Here is a 19,074-nt window from a genome sequence, read left to right on the forward strand (position 1 = left end):
GCCGCGTCAGCGACCGGTCTTCGGGGCCTTCCAGCGGGCGATGCCGCGGGCCACGATGTTCAGGATCATGATGAAGGCGATCAGCACGAGTGCCGCCGCCCACGCCCGGTCGTAGCTGGGCTCGTTGCCGTTCTGGTACTGCTGGAAGATGTAGAACGGGAGCGAGGCCTGCGGGCCGTTGAACGGGTCGTTGTTGATCAGGTTGTTTCCGAAGACCAACAGGGCGATGGGGGCGCTCTCACCGGCGATACGGGCGACGGCGAGCATGACGCCCGTCGTGATGCCGCCGATCGCGGTGGGGACGACCACCTTCACAATGGTGCGCCACTTCGGCACACCGAGGGCGAGGGAGGCCTCGCGCAGCTCGTTCGGGACGAGCTTGAGCATCTCCTCGGTGGACCGGACGACGACGGGCATCATCAGGATGGCGAGCGCCATGGAGCCGGCGAAGCCCGAGGGACCGAAGCCCAGCAGCAGGTTCCAGGTCGAGAGGATGAACAGACCGGCGACGATCGACGGGATGCCCGTCATGACGTCGACGAAGAAGGTGACGGCCGTGGCCAGGCGGCCCTTGCCGTACTCCACCAGGTAGATCGCGGTCAGCATGCCGATCGGGGCGGCGATGGCGGTGGCGATGCCGACCTGCTCCAGCGTGCCGATGATGGCGTGGTAGACGCCGCCGCCCTCACCGATGGTGAGGACGCCGTTCATCGAGTGCGACAGGAAGTCGCCGTCGAGGACCTTGACGCCCTTGCTGATCGTGGTCTCGAGCAGCGAGTACAGCGGAAGCGCGGCCACGATGAACGAGGCCCAGACCATGCTGGTCGCGACGCGGTCCTTGGCCTGGCGGCGGCCCTCGACCTGCGCGGCGATCGCATAGGTGCCCAGGATGAACAGCGCGACGGCGATCAGGCCCCACTGGATCTTGCTGTCCAGGCCGCCGACGACACCGATGAGGATGCCGAGGACCAGGGAGCCCACGGCGATGGCCGCGGGTGCCCAGCGGGGCAGCCGACGCTGGGCCAGGGAGCGGCGCGGCACGGAGGAGGCCGGTCGCTTGTCCGTGATTGCGTGGCTCATGCGTTGGCCCCCGAGTATTCCTTGCGCCGGGCGATGATGGCGCGGGCGGCGCCGTTGACCAGCAGGGTGATGACGAAGAGCACGAGACCGGAGGCGATCAGGGCGTCGCGGCCGAACTCGTTGGCCTCACCGAACTTGGCGACGATGTTCTGGGAGAACGTGCCGCCGACCGGGTCGAGGATGTGCAGCGACAGGATCGGGGCGGCGGACAGGACCGTGGCCACGGCCATGGTCTCGCCGAGCGCGCGGCCGAGGCCGAGCATCGAGGCGCTGATGATGCCGGAGCGCGCGAAGGGCAGCACCGACATCCGGATGGTCTCCCAGCGCGTGGCGCCGAGGGCCAGGGCGGCTTCCTCGTGCATCCGCGGGACCTGGCGGAAGACCTCGCGGCTGACGTTGGTGATGATCGGCAGGATCATGATCGCCAGCAGGATGCCGACGGTGAAGATCGAGCGGGCCGCGCCCTGCGGGTCCTCCTTCTCGAAGATCACCGTCCAGCCGAGGTACTTGCTCAGCCACATGTTCAGCCCGGTCAGGTGCGGCACCAGGAACAGGGCGCCCCACAGGCCGTAGATGATGCTGGGCACGGCGGCGAGCAGGTCGATGATGTACGAGACGGGCGAGGCGAGGCGGCGCGGCGCGTAGTGCGAGATGAACAGCGCGATGCCGACGGCGATCGGGACCGCGATGAGCATCGCGATGATCGAGCTGACGATCGTGCCGTAGGCCAGGACCGCGATGCCGAAGACCGGCGGGGTGGCGCTGGCGTTCCACTCGAAGGTGGTGAGGAAGTTGCCGTGGTCCTTGGAGATCGCGTTGATCGCACGGATCGTGAGGAAGATCGCGATCGCTGCCATGATCACCAGCAGCAGGATGCCGGAACCACGGGAGAGGCCCGAGAAGATCTTGTCACCAAGGCGCGTGACAGTGCCCCCGGCCTTCTTGGCTGCCGGTGGCGGAGTAGGGGTCTGTGCTGTTATGGCCATCGGTTATATCTCCGGTCTGGGTGGGGGATGGCTCCCCCGGCGGCGGTGCACCGGAAGTGCGGACAGGCCCCGCGACCGCGGTCACGGGGCCTGTCCGCGCGGGGATCAGGCGAGGGCGGCCACGGCGGAGCGGACCTTGGTGGCGATCTCGGCGGGCAGCGGCGCGTAGCCGGCGTCCGACAGGATGGCCTGGCCCTCCTCGCTGGCGGTGTAGCCCAGGAAGGACTTCACCAGCGGCAGCGTCTCGGCCTTGTTGCCCTTGTCACAGGCGATCTCGTAGGTCACCAGGACGATCGGGTAGGCGTTGTCGGCCTTGGTGACGTACGCGTTGCCCATGTCCAGGGACAGGTCGGCACCGGTGCCGACGACCTTCGCCTGCGCGATGCCGGCGGAGGCGTTGGCCGCGGTGGCCTCGACCGGAGCGGAGGCACCGGTGTTGATCTTGACCGTCTTGATGTCGCTGGCGGTCGCGTAGGAGAGCTCGAAGTAACCGATCGAGCCGTTGACCTGCTTGACCTGGGCGGCGACACCCGAGGACTTGGCGGCCGACTGGCCACCCTTGCCGGCCCACGCCTTGGCGTGCTCGTACGGCCACGAGTCCTTGGCGGCACCGTTGAAGTACTTGGTCAGGTTGTCCGTGGTGCCGGACTCGTCCTGGCGGTGGAAGGACTGGATCTTGGTGCTGGGGAGCTTGGCGTCGGGGTTGAGCGCCTTGATCGCCTTGTCGTCCCAGGTGGTGATCTTCGAGTCGAAGATCTTCGCCAGGGTGGGGGCGTCCAGGACCAGGTTGTCCACGCCGGCCAGGTTGTAACCGATGGCGATGGGGCCACCGACCATCGGGATGCTGATGCCCGTGCCGGTCTTGCAGACCTTCTTGGAGCCGTCGATCTCTTCCGGCTTCAGCGGCGAGTCGGAGCCGGCGAAGCTGTCCGTGCCGTTGTTGAAGTCGATGATGCCCTCACCGGAGGAGGACGCCTTGTAGTTGATCTGCGCGCCGCTGCAGGCCTGCATGTAGTTCTTGACCCAGGCGTCCATCGCGTTCTGCTGCGCCGAGGAGCCGGAAGCGAGGAGCTGGCCGCCGTTGTCGGCACACTTGATGCTGCTGGAGGACGACGCCCCGGCGGAGGCGCTGCTGCCGCTGCTGGCCGTGTCGTCGTTGTTGTTGTCCGAGCCGCACGCAGTGAGGACGAGGGCGCCCGAAACCGCGACCGCGCCGACGGCCAGGGCGCGGAGCCCGCTCTTACGCTGAAGCTTCACCTTCGGTGATTCCTTCCTGAAGCCCGCCGGTGGACGGCGAAGCAGAGGTATGGATTTCTGCATCCACCCGGCGGCTGTTCGCTCACCGGTACGGCCGAAATTAGGCAGATCAGATGACACGGCCGAAGGGGCAGAGTGAACGCAGGGTGAACCTCGCATATCAGTGCGGTATGCCCCTGTGACCGGGGACACGTCATGAACCGCGCCTATTGTCCGTCGGCCGGGCTCCGCAGGAAGGCGTCGACCACCGGGAGATCACGCTCATGAGTGAGGCGGTGACGTGCCGCGACCGGCGGCAGCCAGATCATCCGGTCCACCTCGCGATTCGGGACGAAGGCACCCGCGCCCGCCTCGGCGGCCCAGTAACGGACCACCTTGGGGCGCCCGTCCACGGCGTACATCGACGACGGCAGCGGCACCCCGAGCACGCAGTCGAGGCCCGTCTCCTCCTTGACCTCGCGGCGGGCGCCGTCCACCGCCGTCTCACCGCGCTTGAGCTTGCCCTTGGGGAGCGACCAGTCGTCGTACTTGGGCCGGTGCACCAGCGCGATCTCCAGGCCGCCGTCCACCGGGGAGCGGCGCCACAGGACGGCCCCCGCGGCCAGGATCGGCGTGTCGGCGGTGGCGGTCATGGCGGCGCTCCCTTCGTGCTGCGACGCGGCGCGAACGCGGGTCGTGGCTAACGGCTCCACAGGTGGGCGAAGGCGTAGCGGGCGGCCTCGACCTCCAGGCGCTGGTCGGCGTGGAGGACACCCAGCGCGTAGGCCGTCGCCGGGGCGATCCGCGGGGTGCGTGCCGCGGCCGTGACCGCCGCCGCCGCCTCCGCGGCCTCACGGTGCTGCTCCAGCACCCGGGCCGCCGCGGCGAACCGGGCGGTGGGGTCCGTGTCGTCGAACGGCAGGACCTCCTGCGCGTAGCGGCGCAGCCGCAGCAGCACACGGACCCGGTTCCAGGGTGCGTCCTGACGCTCCGACACCTGCTCGGTGGCCAGGGCGCCGTAGAGCGCGTCGGCGTTGTACGGGTGCCGGGCGCGCGCCAGCGCGAGATCCGCGGCCGCCTCGTTCAGCCGGGTGTGCGCCTGCTCGGCCAGCAACGGCAGGACGGCCTCGGCGGGTTCGTGCGCCGCGGGGGTCAGCGGCACCTCGGAGGCGAGCAGCGCCACCGCGTCGACCACGGCGTGGAAGCGGGAGGAACCCACCGCCTGGAGCGCGGCGGAGTGCGCCCGGGTCCGGGCCAGGGTGAGCTGCCGCTCCAGCAGGGCGCCGGCGCGGGCGGCGCCCACGGCCAGCGGGCCCGTGCCGGTCCCGCGTTCGGCGGCGGCGGGGGAGGGTGCGGGGGTGCGCCGCCCGGTGGTGGCGCGAGCCGCACCGGCCAGTGCCTCGGTGCCTTCGACGGCGCGTGCCGGGGTCTCGCGGAGTGCTTCCGCGGAGCCGGTGCCGTTCTTGCGGTCGGCGGGGGCCGACTCGGCCGCGGTCCCGGGGCGGTTCGCGGCGGGGCCCTCGCCCGGCGCCGGGAGCCACAGCCCCAGATCGTCGTCGGCCTGACCGGCCGCGCCCGCTGCCTCCTCGGCGGAGGCGAGCCGCTGCAGCGCGGTGATCAGCCGGGTCAGGCGTGCCGCGTACTGGTGCTCGCGGCCCAGGGTGCCGGACAGCCAGCCGAGTTCGGCCCGCAGCGGCTCCGACCAGGCCGGGTCGGTCAGCGTCCCGTACGTGTGCAGCGCGCCGGCGATGCGGCGCGCGGAGCGGCGCATGAGCCGGCCCGCCTCGGCGCTGTCGTCCTGAGGGCGGCCGGGCTCGCCCTCGCGTGCGGTCAGGGCGCGCAGGAAGCCGGTGGCCTGGTCGCGCAAGTACTGTTCGAGCACGGTGCCGGCGTCACGGCCGGGGAGCCCGTCGGCGGTGAGGCCGACGGGCGTCTCTGCCGCCGTGTCAGGGTGTCGCTGGGCCACGCCGGCGCCTCCGCGCGTCGATGAGCATCTCCTGGATATGGGGCAGCGGACGCCCTTCGGCGTCGGTGCTGTGCCGGGTCCACTCCCCGTCGGGGCCGAGCCACCAGGACGAGGTCTCGTCCGAGGTGCCGGTCTCCAGCAAGCGGTTCAGGGAGGCGCAGTGGGCGGCGTCGGAGACCCGGACCAGCGCCTCGATCCGGCGGTCGAGGTTGCGGTGCATCATGTCGGCGCTGCCGAGCCACACTTGCGGGTCGCCGCCGTTGGCGAAGATGAAGACCCGGGAGTGCTCGAGGAAGCGGCCGAGCACGCTGCGCACGCGGATGTTGTCCGACAGGCCCGGGACACCGGGGCGCAGCGCACAGATGCCGCGCACCCAGATGTCGACGGGCACGCCCGCCATGGAGGCCTGGTAGAGGGCGTCGATGACCGCCTCGTCGACCATCGAGTTGACCTTGATGCGGATGTAGGCCGGCCGGCCCTCGCGGTGCTTGGCGATCTCTCCGAGGATGCGCTCTATCAACCCGTCGCGCAGGCTGCGCGGCGCCACCAGCAGCCGGTTGTAGGACTCGCGGCGCGAGTAGCCGGACAGCCGGTTGAACAGGTGGGAGAGGTCCGCGCCGACCTGCGGGTCCGCGGTGAGCAGGCCCAGGTCCTCGTAGAGCCGCGCCGTCTTGGGGTGGTAGTTGCCGGTGCCGACGTGGCTGTAGCGCCGCAGGTTCTCGCCCTCCTGGCGGACCACCAGCGACAGCTTGCAGTGCGTCTTCAGGCCGACCAGGCCGTAGACGACGTGGCAGCCGGCCTCCTCCAGCTTGCGGGCCCACTTGATGTTGGCCTGCTCGTCGAAGCGCGCCTTGATCTCGACGAGCACCAGCACCTGCTTGCCGGCCTCGGCGGCGTCGATCAGGGCGTCCACGATCGGCGAGTCGCCGGAGGTGCGGTAGAGCGTCTGCTTGATCGCCAGCACGTCGGGGTCCTGGGCGGCCTGCTCCAGGAAGCGCTGCACGGAGGTGGAGAAGGAGTTGTACGGGTGGTGGAGCAGCACGTCGCGCTCGCGCAGCGCCGCGAAGACGTCGGTGGCGTGCGCGGACTCGACCTCCGCCAGGTCCGGGTGGGTGCCGCCGACGAACTTGGGGTACTTCAGCTCCGGCCGGTCCTGGCCCGCGACGGCGAACAGCCCGGTCAGGTCGAGCGGGCCGGGCAGCGGGTAGACCTCCGCGTCCGCGATGTTCAGCTCCTGGACCAGGGTGTCCAGCGCCTTGGTGGAGATCGACTCCTCGACCTCCAGGCGGACCGGCGGGCCGAAGCGGCGGCGCAGCAGTTCCTTCTCCAGGGCCTGGAGGAGGTTCTCGGTGTCGTCCTCCTCCACCTCCAGGTCCTCGTTCCGGGTCACCCGGAACATGTGGTGGTCGAGCACCTCCATGCCCGGGAACAGCTCCTCCAGATGCGCGGCGATGACGTCCTCGAGCGGGACGAAGCGCTGCGGGCCGGCCTCGAGGAAGCGGGACAGGATCGGCGGGACCTTGACACGGGCGAAGTGGTCGTGGCCGGAGACCGGGTTCCGCACGGTGACGGCCAGGTTCAGGGACAGGCCGGAGATGTACGGGAACGGGTGCGCCGGATCGACGGCCAGCGGGGTCAGCACCGGGAAGATCTTGTTGCGGAAGAGCGTGAACAGCCGGGCCTGCTCCTGCTCGGTGAGGTCGCTCCACCGGATGATGTGGATGTCCTCCGCGGCCAGCTGCGGGGCCACGTCGTTCTGGAAGCAGGCGGCGTGCCGGGCCATGAGCTCACGGGAGCGGGTCAGGATGTTGTCCAGCACCCGGCTCGGCGACAGGCCGGAGGCCGAGCGCTGGGCCACTCCGGTGGTGATGCGGCGCTTCAGCCCGGCGACCCGGACCATGAAGAACTCGTCCAGGTTGCTCGCGAAGATCGCGAGGAAGTTGGCGCGCTCCAGCAGCGGCGTCGCGGGGTCCTCGGCGAGCTCCAGCACCCGCTCGTTGAAGGCCAGCCAGCTCTGCTCGCGGTCCAGGAAGCGGTCCGCGGGAAGCTCGGGGCGCTCCGGCGCGGGTTTCTCCAGGACGGTCCCCACCCCGGGGGCCGTGCCGCTCTCGTCGGAGGTCCGCTGCCGGGCGTCCATGCGGGTGATCTCGGGGTGCAGCGGCGGCACCACGTGCGGCCGGCCGTACGCGGGAGAGGCGTCGGACTCGGAGGACGCGGGCGTGGCGCTCCCGGAACCGGACCGGTCGGTCCCCGCGTTGGTGGGGTGTTTCATCGAGGCCATGGATGCGAGCCCTCCTCCGGTTCCGGCACGTCGTTCACGTGGACGGCGGTGCACGGAACCCGACCGCCGGCCATGCCCCCATTGTCCCCGGACCTGGCGCATACCGGCAGGTCGGGGAGGGTACGGGAGGGTGCGGCGGGCGGCTGCATTCAGTGATGCTTGCAAGCGAGTCTGAATCACCGGTAACGGTCAGGTGGCGGTAAGGGAAGCGCCGTCCGTACCGGCCGTGACCGCGTCACCGTCCCCGAGGGGTGTGCGGGAGCCCGGCGGGGAGCCGGACGGGCGCCGCCGCGGTCCCGTCGGCACGAGCCGGGGGCCTGCCCCTTCGCCCCGCTTTGTCCTTCGCCCGTTCAGCTTTCCGTGCGGTACATCAGGTCGACCTCGTGGGTGGTGAAGCCGAGGCGCTCGTAGACGGCGACGGCGGGCGCGTTGTCGGCGTCCACGTAGAGCATCGCCGTGGGCAGCGCGCGGTCCCGCGCGAGGTGGCGGAGCCCGATCAGGGTGAGGGCGCGGCCGAGGCCACCGCCCTGCTCGTCGGGGTGGATGCCGAGGACGTAGACCTCGCCCAGGCCCTGCTGGGCGTGGACCTTGGTCCAGTGGAAGCCGGCGAGCCGGTCGCCGCGGAAGGCCAGGAAGAATCCGGCGGGGTCGAACCAGGGCTCGGCCTTGCGGTCGTCGAGGTCGCGCTGGGTGAGGCTGCCCTGTTCGGGGTGGTGGGCGAAGGCCGCGGCGTTGACCGCGAGCCACGCGGCGTCGTCCTGGCCGGGCACGAAGGGGCGCACGGTGACGCCCTCCGGCAGCACCGGCTCGGCCAGCGGCGGGCCGTCCGCGCCCTCCACGGCGCCGTCCAGCGGGCGGCGCATCTGACGCAGCTCACGGAAGAGGGAGAGGCCGAGCAGCCCGGCCAGGTGCCGCGCGGCGGGGTGGCCACCGTGCGCCCACACCCGCAGCCGTTTGCCGGAGGCGGCGAGCAGCGCGTGCCCGAGGGCGCGGCCGTGGCCCCGGAGCCGGTGGTCGGGGTGGATGACCATCTCGGCGGCGGGGGCCTCGACGGGGTCGGTGTCCTCCAGCTGCGCGTATCCGACCAGAGTGCCGTCGGCCTCGACGAGCAGGTGGCGGACGCCCTCGCGGGCGCCGCCGCGCAGGTGGATGCGGCCCTGCTCGGAGACCGCGGCCTGGCCGTCGGACTCCGCGGAGTCCTCGATCAGCGCCAGTACCGCGTCGGCCGTCTGCGGTGTCAGCTCGGTCACCGTGTCGATCCGGCGGGGGCCCACCGCGGTCTGCTGCGCTGCTGCGTCGGTCATGGAACTGAGCTTACGACCGCTCGCCTCCCCGGGGACTCCACCGGGACGACCATCGCCGCGCCGCACGCCACGGCCGCGGCGGCGGCCAGGGCGGGCCAGTAGCCGGTGGCGGAGATCACGGCCGCGCTCAGCGGCGGGACGACGGCGGCGGTGAGGTTCTGGCCGGTGTTGTGGACGCCGAGGGCGCGGCCGGACCAGGCGGGCCCGGCGCGTTCCGCGGTGGCGGTGAAGGACAGGCCGTTGGTGCTGGCGGTGATGCCGACCGCCAGCACCAGCGCGACGGCGGTCAGGGGCGAGGGGAAGGCCGCGGTGAACGCGGCGGCGGCGACCACGGCCGCGGTGGCCACGGCCAGTTGCCGCATCGGGCGCAGCCGGCTGCCGGCCCGGTCCGACCAGCGGCCCGCGGCGATGCGGGTGGCCGCGCCCAGCACCTGCGCGGCGGCGATCAGCCGGCCCGCGTCCACCGCGGTCCAGCCGCGGGTGTCGACGAGCAGGACGAGCGCGAAGGCGCCCGCCGTGAACTGCGGCACGACCAGCAGGGCGCCGGCGCCGTGGATCCGCCACAGCGCCGACGAGCCGCGGTAGGGGTTGGCGGCGGGTTCCGCCGTCGCGCCGGCCCCTTCCGGGCGCGCCGGGTCGGCGGCCAGGACGGCGACGGCCGTGGCGACGAGCGCGCACACCGCGGCCAGGAAGCCGAAGGCGCCGCGGATGCCGTACGCGGCGGCGAGGGGCGGCATGGTCAGCGCGGCCACGCCCATGCCGAGCGGGGTGGAGGTCTGCCGGATGCCCATGGCCAGGCCGCGTTCCCCGGCGGTGAACCAGCCCATGACCAGGCGCCCGCTCGCGGAGTACACCGAGGCGGCCGCCGCTCCGGCGAGGACGAGCAGCGCGCCGAGCGCGACGGTGCCGCCGCCGGCGGCCGTCACGGCGGAGGTGACCGCCAGCAGCACGCCGGCACCGCCCAGTCCGGTGGCGATGACGACGCGCTCGCCGTGGCGGTCGGCGAGGGCTCCCCAGGCGACGAGGGCGGCCACCAGGCCTACGGTGGGACAGGCGATGAGCAGGCCGACGCGGGGCAGCGACAGATGCCCGGAGTCGCGCAGCGCGGCGGCCAGATAGGGGATTCCGTAGACGAAAGCGCAGGCGGCGGTCTGTGCCGCGGTGCCCAGGGCCAGCATCAGCCAGCGGCGGCGCATGGCGTGCACCTCCTCGGTCGGTGGTGGACGCAACTATGCTCCTCGACTGAATGGTGAGACAGATGCTTTCGAAATGTGAGACGACATTGCCCACCGCGCGGCATGTCCCGGACAGTGGCAATCTCCTCGTAACCGCAAAGCCACTGACAACTACGCGCGTTGACCCTAGGCTGCGGCAGGTTCTCCCCTCTCTTTACCTTTCGCTTACGTCTAAGGGGACTCACCCATGTCTGCGAACCATCCCCGGCGCTTCGCCGCCCGCAAGGCCACGGCGGCGGCCGCGGGCCTGGTGGCGATCGGCGCGCTCGCCATCGCGATGCCGTCGGCCCAGGCCCACGAATCCCGGCACAGTGCGGAGCGCGACCGCACCGTGGACCTCCAGATGCTGGCCATCAACGACTTCCACGGCAACCTGGAGCCCCCGGCCGGCTCCTCCGGCCGGGTCACCGAGCTCCAGGCGGACGGCACCACCAAGACCATCGACGCCGGCGGCGTGGAGTACCTGGCCTCCAGCCTGCGCAGCGCCCGCGTGGGCCACAAGCGCACGGTGACCGTCGCGGCCGGTGACATCGTCGGCGCCAGCCCGCTGCTGTCGGGCCTGTTCCACGACGAGCCGACCATCGAGGCCATGAACAAGCTGGGCCTGGACGTCACGGGCGTGGGCAACCACGAGTTCGACGAGGGCAAGGACGAGCTGCTCCGCCTGCAGAAGGGCGGCTGCCACCCGAAGGACGGCTGCTACGAGAAGGGCCGCAAGTTCAAGGGCGCCGACTACCCGATCCTGTCGGCGAACGTCGTCAACGAGAAGACCGGCAAGCCGCTGCTCGCGCCGTACACCATCGAGCACATCAAGGGCATCAAGGTCGGCTTCATCGGCGTCACCCTGGAGAGCACGCCGGACATCGTCACCGCCGAGGGCGTCAAGGGCCTGAAGTTCCTCGACGAGGTCGAGACGATCAACAAGTACTCCAAGGAGCTCAAGTCCAAGGGCGTCAACGCGATCGTCGCCCTGGTGCACGAGGGCGGCTTCCCGGCCTCCGGCTCCTACAACTACGACTGCGACGCGGGCGGTGACGGCAAGGGCCTGTCCGGCCCGATCGTCGACATCGCCAGGAACACCTCGGCCGACGTCGACGCGCTGATCACGGGGCACACCCACAACGCGTACGTGTGCACCATCCCTGACCCCAAGGGCAACGACCGCCTGGTCACCAGCGCCGCCTCCTTCGGCCGGCTCTACACCGAGCTGAACATGAAGTTCGACAAGCGCACGGACGACATCGTCCGCGCCTCCGTCGTCGGCTCCAACCACGTCGTGAACCGCACCCAGAACAAGGCCGCGGACCTGACCCAGCTCGTCAGCCACTGGCAGACGCTGGCCGCCCCGGTCGCCAACCGGACCGTCGGCTGGATCTCCCAGGACATCACCCGCAACGGCAGCGAGTCGCCGCTCGGCGACCTCATCGCCGACGCGCAGCTGGCCTACGGCAGGACCCTGGACCCCGGCACCGACCTGGCCCTGATGAACCCCGGCGGCATCCGCACCGACCTGGTCCACAAGGCCTCCGGCTCCGAGGGCGACGGCGTGGTCACCTACGCCGAGGGCTTCGCCGTCCAGCCGTTCAGCAACACGGTCAACCTGAAGGACCTCACCGGCGCCCAGCTGATCACCGTGCTGCAGCAGCAGGTGAGCGGCGCCAACGCCGCCGCGCCGAAGATCCTGCAGATCTCCGCCGGCCTCACCTACACGCTGGACCTCACCAAGACCGGCGCCGACCGCGTCGTCGCCGGCTCGGTCAAGCTGGGCGGCGTCCCGATCGACCCGGCGGCCACCTACCGCGTCGCGATGAACAACTTCCTCGCGGGCGGCGGTGACGGCTTCGGCGAGCTGGCCAACGGCACCAACCAGGTCGTCGGCGGCGACGACCTGGCGGCCCTGAACGCCTACCTGACCGCCAACTCCACGGCCTCCGCGCCGCTGGCGGCCCCGGCGGCGAACCGGATCACGATCGTCCAGTAACCGGCAACGCACCGCAGCCGGTTCCCGCGAAGGGGCGGCCGTCCACCGGACGGCCGCCCCTTCTTGCGGGTGACACCGGGCGGGGCCCGGACCGCACCGGGGGACCGGCTTCCCGGCCCCGGCGCGTCCCGCGACGCCGACCCCGGTGGCCCGGGGACCGGCACATCTCCATACCCTGTGCGCATGACGACGACGGAGCGACGGCGGTTCAGGTCGGGGACGGTGATCCTCGGGGGCATGGGCGTGCTCGCCGCGGCACTGGCCGCCTGCGGCTCGGAGCCCGACAAGCGCTGCGTGGACCCGAACACGTACAAGACCCTGCCGGCGTCGCAGTGCGAGAACGGCGGCAGCGGGCACTACTACTACGGCGGCAGTGTCCGCGGCGGCAAGGCGCGGGGCGGCAGCTTCGACGAGTCGTCCGTGAAGACCGGCGGCTTCGGCGGCCACGGCTCGGGCCACCGCTCCGGCGGCGGCTGATGCGCCGCCGCACCGCCGAACCCCGCCCCGACTGGCAGCGGATCGTGGAGGACCAGGGCGTCGTCTACCCGCTGACCCGGCACCCCGACGGGACGCTCCGGCCCTACTGGGACGAGAGCGCCTACTACGAGTTCTCGCTGCCCGAGGTCGAGGAACTGGAGGCGGCCGTCGCGGAACTGCACGCGATGTGCCTGGCCGCCGCCGCGCACATCGTCGAGCGGGACCGCTTCGCCGACCTCGGCATCCACGACCCCCGGCTGGCCGCCCGGATCGCCGAGTCCTGGCACCGCAGGAGCGAACTGCCCAGCCTCTACGGACGCTTCGACCTGCGCCACGACGGCGCCGGAGGCCCGGCCAAACTGCTGGAGTACAACGCCGACACCCCCACCTCCCTGGTGGAGGCGGCCAGCGCCCAGTGGTTCTGGATGGAGGACCTGTTCCCCGGCGCCGACCAGTGGAACTCCCTGCACGAACGGCTGGTCGCCGCATGGAAGCGGCAGGCCCCCCTGCTGCCGCCCGGGCCCGTGCACTTCGCGCACTCCGAGGGCGACGAGCTCGGCGAGGACCTGATGACGGTGGCCTACCTGCGCGAGACCGCCGAGCAGGCCGGGCTGGAGACCCGCGCCCTGTCGGTGGAGGCGATCGGCTGGGACGGGCTGTCGCGGCGCTTCGTCGACGACCGGCTCGGCTTCATCCGCAGCTGCTTCAAGCTCTACCCCTGGGAGTGGCTGGCCGACGACCCGTTCGGCGGCCATGTCCTGGACACCCTCGACAACGGCGGCGGCACCGGCAGCACCTGCTGGATCGAGCCCGCCTGGAAGATGCTGCTGTCCAACAAGGCGCTGCTGGCCGTGCTGTGGGAGCTCTACCCCGGCCACCCCAACCTGCTTGCCGCGTACCTCGACGGCCCGCGCGACATGGCCGCCACGACCGGCTGGGTCGCCAAGCCGCTGCTGGGCCGCGAGGGCGCGGGCGTCACCGTGCACGGCGCCGGGGAGCCCCCGGCCGTACGGGACGACGAGCCCTGCTGCTACCAGGAACTGGCCCCGCTGCCCGTCTTCGACGGCAACCATGTCGTGCTGGGCGCCTGGGTCGTGGACGGCGAGCCCGCCGGGCTCGGCATCCGCGAGTCGGCGGGCCCGGTCACCGACGAGTACGCCCGCTTCCTGCCGCATGTCATCAACTGACGGGGACGCTGAGACGGTGACCGGAACACCCCGCGCCGATGTGTGGCTGCTGCTCGGCCACGGCGTCGAGGAGAGCCCGGTGGCCGCGCGGCTGCGGGCCGCCCTCGCCGAGGAGTTCGGCCCGCGCTGCGCCGTCGTCCGCACCGCCGACCTGCTGCTCGGCGTCCGAACCGGCCGGCTGACGCTGCACGCCCTCGACGGCACGCCCGTCGCGGCCCCCCGGGTCGTCCTGGCCCGCATGATGTCCCCGGGCCTGGGCGCCGACCGCGAGATCACGCTGCTGCGCCACCTGGAGGCCCTGGGCGCGGTCCTGGTCAACCCCATCGACTCCGTCATGGCCTGCGTCAACAAGGTCTGGCAGCTCCAGCAACTCGCCCTCGCCGGGCTGCCGGTGCCGGACACGCTCAGCTACGCCGACGCCCCGCTGGAGGCGGTGATCGACGCCCCGGGCATGGTGCCGGAACCGTGTGTGGTCAAGGCGGTGCGCGGGCACCGCGGACGGCGGGTCTTCCTCGCCCCGGACACCGCGATGCTGCGGGACGTCCAGGGCAGCCTGCGCCACGAGACGCCGTACCTCTTCCAGGAGTACGTCGCCCACTCGCACGGCCGAGACCTGCGCGTGGTGGTCGTCGACGGGCGGGCCGTGGCGGCCCAGACCCGTACCGGCGACGGCACCGGTCTCACCTCCAACCTCGCCCGGGGCGGCACCGCGACGCAAGTCCTCGGCCGCCACCCCCGGGCCGAGGCGCTGGCCGTGCGCGCGGCCGAGGTGCTCGGGCTCGCCGTCGCGGGAGTGGACCTGCTCTTCCTGCCGGACGGGGACTTCGTGCTGTGCGAGGTCAACGCCAACGTGGGCTGGACGGAGGCGATGGCGGAGGTGGCGCCGGCCGTCACCGCCGCGTGCGCCGCGCGGCTGACGCGCGGGACGCCGAGCACAGGGTGACGCCCCGGCAGCGGTGGGTACGGGATTTCCCGTCCGCCCTTCCCGCGGCGGGTGGTTACCACCGGAAACACTTTCCTCGGCAGTAACTTGTGGCGCACCATGGGCACCCCCGTCCCTCCAGGCCCATCAATGCGTCCGGGTGGTCATCCGTGTCCCAACCGCACAAGGCGCCCGTCTACGACGAGTTGTCCGACGCCGCGCTCACCGAGCGCGTGCGGGCCGGCGCGCCGACCGCCTACCCGGCGACCGAGGAACTGCGCCGCCGTCACCTTCCCGCGGTACTCCACTACGCCAGGCTGTGCGCCCGCGACGAGGAGTCCGCCGGTCAACTGGCGGCCCAGGCCTTCGCGTTGGCCTGGCAGGAGGTGCACCGCGGGGTCGACCCGCGCGGCGCGTGGCGGCACCGGCTGCTCATGCTCGTCCACCAGGCGGGCGCGGTCTGGGCCGCGGGCAGCCGGCGGGTCCGGCTGGACCGGGAGTACGCCGCCTTCATCGACGTGATCCGCACCCGCGACACCGCGGCCGCCCCGCCCGGCCTGCCCGGCGTCCCCGTCCACCCGCGGCACCGGCTGGCCGAGGGCTCCGCGCTGTTCGGCGCCTTCGCCGCGCTGCGGCAGAGCACGCAGGGCATCCTCTGGCACACCGTCGTCGAACGGACACCGGAGGCCGACGCGGCGCTGTGGACCGGGGAGCGCCGCTCCGAACTGGCCGACCTCGCGGTCCGGGCGCTGGACGCCTACCGCGAGTCCTACCTGCGCACCTACCTGGAGCGCGCCGAGGACCCCGCGTGCCGCGGCTACGGCCGCATCCTGGACGCCGCCGCCCGCCGCGACGACGCGCGGCAGAACGAGGACCTGGAGCGGCACCTCGCCGGGTGCGCGGACTGCGCCAAGGCCCTGGAGTTCCTCATCGTGCTGGAGCGCGAACCGCGGCCGCTGCTCGGCACGGCCCTGGTCGCGTGGGCGGGTCCCGCCTACCTCGCGGCGCTCGCCGCGCCCGCGCCGCCCTCCGCCCCGCCGGCCGCGCCCGCGCCGCTCTCCCGCCGCAAGCCGCGGCCGGGCCCCGTCACCGTGCTGGTCCGCCTCGTGCGGCCGGGGCGGGCCTCCCGCCGCAAGCCGCGACCGGGTCCGCTGACCCGGTTGACCCGGTTGACCCGGCTGACACGGTTGACCCGGCCCGAACTGCTCCGCGCCCACTACCCGGCGGCGCTGATCACGCTCCTGCTGGCAGGCGCCGCCGTCGCGGCCGTCACCGGCCTGGTGTACGCCGCCGGCGACGACACCCCGGCGGGCGGCCAGGCCCTTCCACCGCCGTCGGCCTTCCCGTCGGCCTCCGTCACCGTGACGCAGACCGCGACGGCCACGGCGACCGCGACCGCCACGGTCACCGGCCCGCCCGCGAGCGGTGCGGCCGGGACCTCGGTGCCCTCGGCGCCGGGGACGCCGAGCGGCACGGCGACGTACCGCGTCCCGGCGGCGCACACCTCGGCCCCCGCACCGAAGCCGCCCGGCAGCAGCTTCGCCCAGGTCGTCAACAGCGACTCCGGCCTGTGCCTGGACGTGCGCGACGAGGACTTCTCCAACGGCTCGGACGTCATCCTCGCCGGCTGCGACCCCGATTCCGCCACCCAGCGGTGGCGGGTGGAGTCCCAGGGCGTGCTGCGCAACGCCGGCGACGACGACTACTGCCTCGACTCCCGCGGCGACACCGACCGGGGTCTCGGCGTCTGGCGCTGCTCGTCCGCCGACGGCCGGCACGCCGAGAACCTGTTCTTCCTCGTCGACAGCCTCGGCCGCATCCGCCCGCAGATCGACCTCGGGGTCGCCGCGGTCCCCGACGGCGGCACACCGGGCGCGACACTCTCGTTCATGCCGGTGAGCGCCGCCACCGACCAGCGCTGGCAGGCCGGTTAGGGCCGACGCGGTGGTGAGGACCGGTCAGGTCCCGTCCACAGCCGGCGGGATCGGCCCGCCCGGGAGGTAGACCACCGCCGTGGTGCCGCCACCGCTCGCGGGCCGGAGGCGAACGGTGCCGTCCGACTGCTCCACGGTGCGGGCCACGATGGACAGGCCGAGCCCCGAGCCCGGCAGGCTGCGCGCGGACGTGGAGCGCCAGAAGCGCTCGAAGACGTGCGGCAGGTCCTCGGGCGGCACGCCGGGGCCGTGGTCGCGGACGGTCAGCTCACCGCCGTGCAGGGCCACTTCGACCGTCCCGGCCGGCGGGCTGAACTTCACCGCGTTGTCGAGCAGGTTGATCACGGCCCGCTCCAGGGCGCCGGGCTCCGCGCGGACGTACCACGGCGCCAGTTCGGCCGTGATCTTCAGGTCCGGGCCGGTGCGCAGCCGGGCCCGCTCCAGGGCGGCCTCCACCTCCTCGTGGAACGCCACCGTCTGCAGCGGCCCGCCGCCCTGCACCACCTGCGGGCGGGACAGCTCCTGGAGGTCCCCGATGAGCGCCGCCAGCTCGCCCATCTGGGCCTTCACCGAACTCAGCAGCTCCCGCCGGTCCTGCGGCGGCAGCGCCCTGCCGGTCATCTCGCTGCGTTCCAGCAGCTCGATGTTGGTGCGCAGCGAGGTCAGCGGGGTGCGCAGTTCGTGGCCGGCGTCGGCGATCAGCTGCTGCTGCAGCTCCTGGGAGGAGGACAGCGCGGCCGTCATCGCGTTGAAGGAGGCCGACAGGCGCGCGATCTCGTCGTCACCGTGCACGGGGATGCGGACGCTCAGGTCCTCGGTGCGCGCGATGTGCTCGACGGTACGGGTGAGCCGGTCCACCGGCTTCAGCCCCGCGCGGGCGACCGCGAGGCCGGCGACACTGGCGCCGATCACCCCCAGGCCGCCGACGGCCAGCAGTACCAGGCCCAGGGTGTTCAGCGACTCGTTGACCTCGCTCAGCGGGCGGGCCACCGTGTAGGCCCCGTCGGTGTTGAGCAGCGGCAGCGTCACGGCGCGGTACTGGTTGCCGTCGGAGCCGGTCACCGTGTGCAGGGCCTCCCGCAGCGTCCCCTTGGCCACATCGGTGTCCGCCCCGGTGACGTGCAGCGACTGGGAGCCCTGGATGACGCAGCTGGCGCCGGTCCGCGAGACGACCTGGACGGTGGAGTTGAACGGGTTGGGCGCCTGGTCGTCGGAGGCGGGCGGTTCGGTCGTGCACCGTCCCGCGCGCAGCTGGTCGACGACGCGCTGCGGGGGCATCCGGTTGTCGCGCAGCGAGTTGTCCAGCGAGTTCATGAGGGTGCCGCGGACGAAGAACCAGCACAGCAGCGCGCTGGCGGTGACCGCCGCCGCGACCGCCACCGCCGTCAGGATCGCCAGCCGTGACCGCAGCGGCAGGGAGCGGAAGCGCACCACGTGGCGCATCAGCCCTTGCCCTCCGCGTTGCGCAGCACGTAGCCCACGCCCCGGACGGTGTGGACGAGCCGGGGGAGGCCGCCGGCCTCGGTCTTGCGGCGCAGGTACATGACGTACACGTCCAGGGAGTTGGAGCTCGGCTCGAAGTCGAAGCCCCACACGGCCTTGAGGATCTGCTCCCGGGTGAGCACCTGGCGCGGGTGCGCGAGGAACATCTCCAGCAGCGTGTACTCGGTGCGGGTCAGCTCCACCGGCTGCCCGGCCCGGGTGACCTCGCGGGTGGCGGTGTCCATGCGCAGGTCCCCGAAGGTCAGCGCGCTCTCCTCGGCGCCGGCGCCGCCGGACGTGCCGGAGGCGTACGAGCTGCGCCGCAGCAGCGCCCGCAGGCGGGCGAGGAGTTCGTCGAGCTCGAAGGGCTTGACGAGGTAGTCGTCGGCCCCGGCGTCGAGGCCGGTGACGCGGTCGCCGACGGTGTCGCGGGCGGTGAGCATGAGGATCGGGGTGGTGGTGCCGGTGGACCGCAGGCGGCGGGCGGTGGTGAGGCCGTCCATCCGCGGCATCAGCACGTCCAGGACGATGGCGTCCGGCCGGCAGAGGTCCACCTGGTCGAGTGCCGCCAGGCCGTCCTCGGCGAGTGCGGTCTCGTAGCCCTCGAAGGCGAGGCTCCGCTTCAGTGCCTCACGGACCGCGGGCTCGTCGTCCACGATCAGGATGCGGGCCGGGGCCTCGCCGTTCTCGCCGGGGCTCATGCGTCTTCCACCTCGTGCAGGGAGTGGTCCGGGACCGGGGTGCGGTGCCTGTGGTGCGGGTGCTCGTGCGGTGCTGCCGCCTTTGTGTGCCTTTCCTAGCCTTGCACGAGGGCCAGACGGTGTGCGGCACGCGAGCGGCGCGCGTACCGGCGGGCGTACCGGCGGTTGGCGGCGATCTCGGGCTCCCGCGGCGCCGGGGCCGGGAAGTGGATCAGCGCGAGGTCCGCGGGGCCGGCGGGGATGCCGGCGGGGTGCAGGGCGGTGCTGAGGATGACGTTCATGACGGTCCGTCCCTTCGGGAG

At 72.5% G+C, this 19,074-nt stretch carries 16 protein-coding genes; 5 read left to right on the forward strand and 11 right to left on the reverse strand.

Features of this window, described 5'->3' with window-relative positions:
• Positions 1 to 6: 6 nt before the first annotated feature.
• The 8 genes from pstA to ABZ883_RS25915 all read right to left on the reverse strand — a co-directional run bounded on the left by pstA (position 7) and on the right by ABZ883_RS25915 (position 10,082).
• Positions 7 to 1,080 (reverse strand): phosphate ABC transporter permease PstA, encoded by a 1,074-nt coding sequence (pstA, locus tag ABZ883_RS25880; RefSeq protein WP_360909996.1) that lies wholly within the window; start codon positions 1,078 to 1,080, stop codon positions 7 to 9.
• Positions 1,077 to 2,066 (reverse strand): phosphate ABC transporter permease subunit PstC, encoded by a 990-nt coding sequence (gene pstC / locus ABZ883_RS25885; RefSeq protein WP_360909998.1) that lies wholly within the window; start codon positions 2,064 to 2,066, stop codon positions 1,077 to 1,079. The genes pstA and pstC overlap by 4 nt, the downstream gene beginning before the upstream one ends.
• 105 nt (positions 2,067 to 2,171) lie before the next feature.
• On the reverse strand, positions 2,172 to 3,323 hold the full coding sequence (gene pstS, locus ABZ883_RS25890; RefSeq protein WP_360910000.1) for a phosphate ABC transporter substrate-binding protein PstS: 1,152 nt from the start codon (positions 3,321 to 3,323) through the stop codon (positions 2,172 to 2,174).
• Positions 3,324 to 3,529: 206 nt separating this feature from the next.
• On the reverse strand, positions 3,530 to 3,955 hold the full coding sequence (locus tag ABZ883_RS25895; RefSeq protein ID WP_360910002.1) for an NUDIX hydrolase: 426 nt from the start codon (positions 3,953 to 3,955) through the stop codon (positions 3,530 to 3,532).
• A 47-nt stretch (positions 3,956 to 4,002) separates the two neighbouring features.
• The gene (locus ABZ883_RS25900) at positions 4,003 to 5,268 is read right to left on the reverse strand and encodes a CHAD domain-containing protein (protein ID WP_360910004.1); all 1,266 of its coding nucleotides are present in this window, start codon (positions 5,266 to 5,268) and stop codon (positions 4,003 to 4,005) included.
• Positions 5,249 to 7,549: an RNA degradosome polyphosphate kinase gene (locus ABZ883_RS25905; RefSeq protein ID WP_360910006.1), complete on the reverse strand. Its 2,301-nt coding sequence runs from the start codon at positions 7,547 to 7,549 to the stop codon at positions 5,249 to 5,251. The genes ABZ883_RS25900 and ABZ883_RS25905 overlap by 20 nt, the downstream gene beginning before the upstream one ends.
• A 350-nt stretch (positions 7,550 to 7,899) precedes the next feature.
• Positions 7,900 to 8,853 (reverse strand): mycothiol synthase, encoded by a 954-nt coding sequence (mshD, locus tag ABZ883_RS25910; RefSeq protein ID WP_360910008.1) that lies wholly within the window; start codon positions 8,851 to 8,853, stop codon positions 7,900 to 7,902.
• Positions 8,850 to 10,082 (reverse strand): MFS transporter, encoded by a 1,233-nt coding sequence (locus ABZ883_RS25915; RefSeq protein WP_360910010.1) that lies wholly within the window; start codon positions 10,080 to 10,082, stop codon positions 8,850 to 8,852. Before ABZ883_RS25915 ends, mshD begins: the two co-directional genes overlap by 4 nt.
• Positions 10,083 to 10,275: 193 nt before the next feature.
• Between ABZ883_RS25915 and ABZ883_RS25920 the strand changes: the two genes are divergently transcribed.
• The 5 genes from ABZ883_RS25920 to ABZ883_RS25940 all read left to right on the forward strand — a co-directional run bounded on the left by ABZ883_RS25920 (position 10,276) and on the right by ABZ883_RS25940 (position 16,589).
• On the forward strand, positions 10,276 to 12,069 hold the full coding sequence (locus ABZ883_RS25920; protein ID WP_360910012.1) for a bifunctional metallophosphatase/5'-nucleotidase: 1,794 nt from the start codon (positions 10,276 to 10,278) through the stop codon (positions 12,067 to 12,069).
• 183 nt (positions 12,070 to 12,252) lie between these two features.
• Positions 12,253 to 12,546, forward strand: a complete 294-nt coding sequence (locus tag ABZ883_RS25925) for a hypothetical protein (protein WP_360910014.1) — start codon at positions 12,253 to 12,255, stop codon at positions 12,544 to 12,546.
• Positions 12,546 to 13,733 (forward strand): glutathionylspermidine synthase family protein, encoded by a 1,188-nt coding sequence (locus ABZ883_RS25930; RefSeq protein WP_360910015.1) that lies wholly within the window; start codon positions 12,546 to 12,548, stop codon positions 13,731 to 13,733. Before ABZ883_RS25925 ends, ABZ883_RS25930 begins: the two co-directional genes overlap by 1 nt.
• Before the next feature lie 16 nt (positions 13,734 to 13,749).
• A complete protein-coding gene (locus tag ABZ883_RS25935; protein ID WP_360910017.1) occupies positions 13,750 to 14,676 on the forward strand; it encodes a RimK family alpha-L-glutamate ligase in 927 nt (308 codons plus the stop codon).
• A 149-nt stretch (positions 14,677 to 14,825) separates the two neighbouring features.
• Positions 14,826 to 16,589, forward strand: a complete 1,764-nt coding sequence (locus ABZ883_RS25940; RefSeq protein ID WP_360910019.1) for an RICIN domain-containing protein — start codon at positions 14,826 to 14,828, stop codon at positions 16,587 to 16,589.
• A 24-nt stretch (positions 16,590 to 16,613) separates the two neighbouring features.
• On the opposite strand, the gene ABZ883_RS25945 is transcribed toward ABZ883_RS25940, so the two are convergent.
• The 3 genes from ABZ883_RS25945 to ABZ883_RS25955 form a co-directional block, all read right to left on the reverse strand.
• On the reverse strand, positions 16,614 to 18,032 hold the full coding sequence (locus ABZ883_RS25945; protein ID WP_360910022.1) for a HAMP domain-containing sensor histidine kinase: 1,419 nt from the start codon (positions 18,030 to 18,032) through the stop codon (positions 16,614 to 16,616).
• Positions 18,032 to 18,772 (reverse strand): response regulator transcription factor, encoded by a 741-nt coding sequence (locus ABZ883_RS25950; protein WP_360910025.1) that lies wholly within the window; start codon positions 18,770 to 18,772, stop codon positions 18,032 to 18,034. Before ABZ883_RS25950 ends, ABZ883_RS25945 begins: the two co-directional genes overlap by 1 nt.
• Positions 18,773 to 18,867: 95 nt before the next feature.
• The gene (locus ABZ883_RS25955) at positions 18,868 to 19,053 is read right to left on the reverse strand and encodes a hypothetical protein (protein ID WP_360910026.1); all 186 of its coding nucleotides are present in this window, start codon (positions 19,051 to 19,053) and stop codon (positions 18,868 to 18,870) included.
• Positions 19,054 to 19,074 lie beyond the last annotated feature (21 nt).

Source organism: Streptomyces sp. NPDC046977, from assembly GCF_040644455.1.
GTDB lineage: Bacteria > Actinomycetota > Actinomycetes > Streptomycetales > Streptomycetaceae > Actinacidiphila.

Bases quoted from the DNA above. Each gene is read 5' to 3' on its own strand.
- ABZ883_RS25905 (WP_360910006.1), bottom strand. From the start codon at position 7,549: ATGGCCTCGATGAAACACCCCACCAACGCGGGGACCGACCGGTCCGGT.
- ABZ883_RS25945 (WP_360910022.1), bottom strand. From the start codon at position 18,032: ATGCGCCACGTGGTGCGCTTCCGCTCCCTGCCGCTGCGGTCACGGCTG.
- ABZ883_RS25955 (WP_360910026.1), bottom strand. From the start codon at position 19,053: ATGAACGTCATCCTCAGCACCGCCCTGCACCCCGCCGGCATCCCCGCC.
- ABZ883_RS25895 (WP_360910002.1), bottom strand. From the start codon at position 3,955: ATGACCGCCACCGCCGACACGCCGATCCTGGCCGCGGGGGCCGTCCTG.
- pstC (WP_360909998.1), bottom strand. From the start codon at position 2,066: ATGGCCATAACAGCACAGACCCCTACTCCGCCACCGGCAGCCAAGAAG.
- ABZ883_RS25950 (WP_360910025.1), bottom strand. From the start codon at position 18,772: ATGAGCCCCGGCGAGAACGGCGAGGCCCCGGCCCGCATCCTGATCGTG.
- pstA (WP_360909996.1), bottom strand. From the start codon at position 1,080: ATGAGCCACGCAATCACGGACAAGCGACCGGCCTCCTCCGTGCCGCGC.
- ABZ883_RS25920 (WP_360910012.1), top strand. From the start codon at position 10,276: ATGTCTGCGAACCATCCCCGGCGCTTCGCCGCCCGCAAGGCCACGGCG.
- ABZ883_RS25930 (WP_360910015.1), top strand. From the start codon at position 12,546: ATGCGCCGCCGCACCGCCGAACCCCGCCCCGACTGGCAGCGGATCGTG.
- mshD (WP_360910008.1), bottom strand. From the start codon at position 8,853: ATGACCGACGCAGCAGCGCAGCAGACCGCGGTGGGCCCCCGCCGGATC.
- ABZ883_RS25925 (WP_360910014.1), top strand. From the start codon at position 12,253: ATGACGACGACGGAGCGACGGCGGTTCAGGTCGGGGACGGTGATCCTC.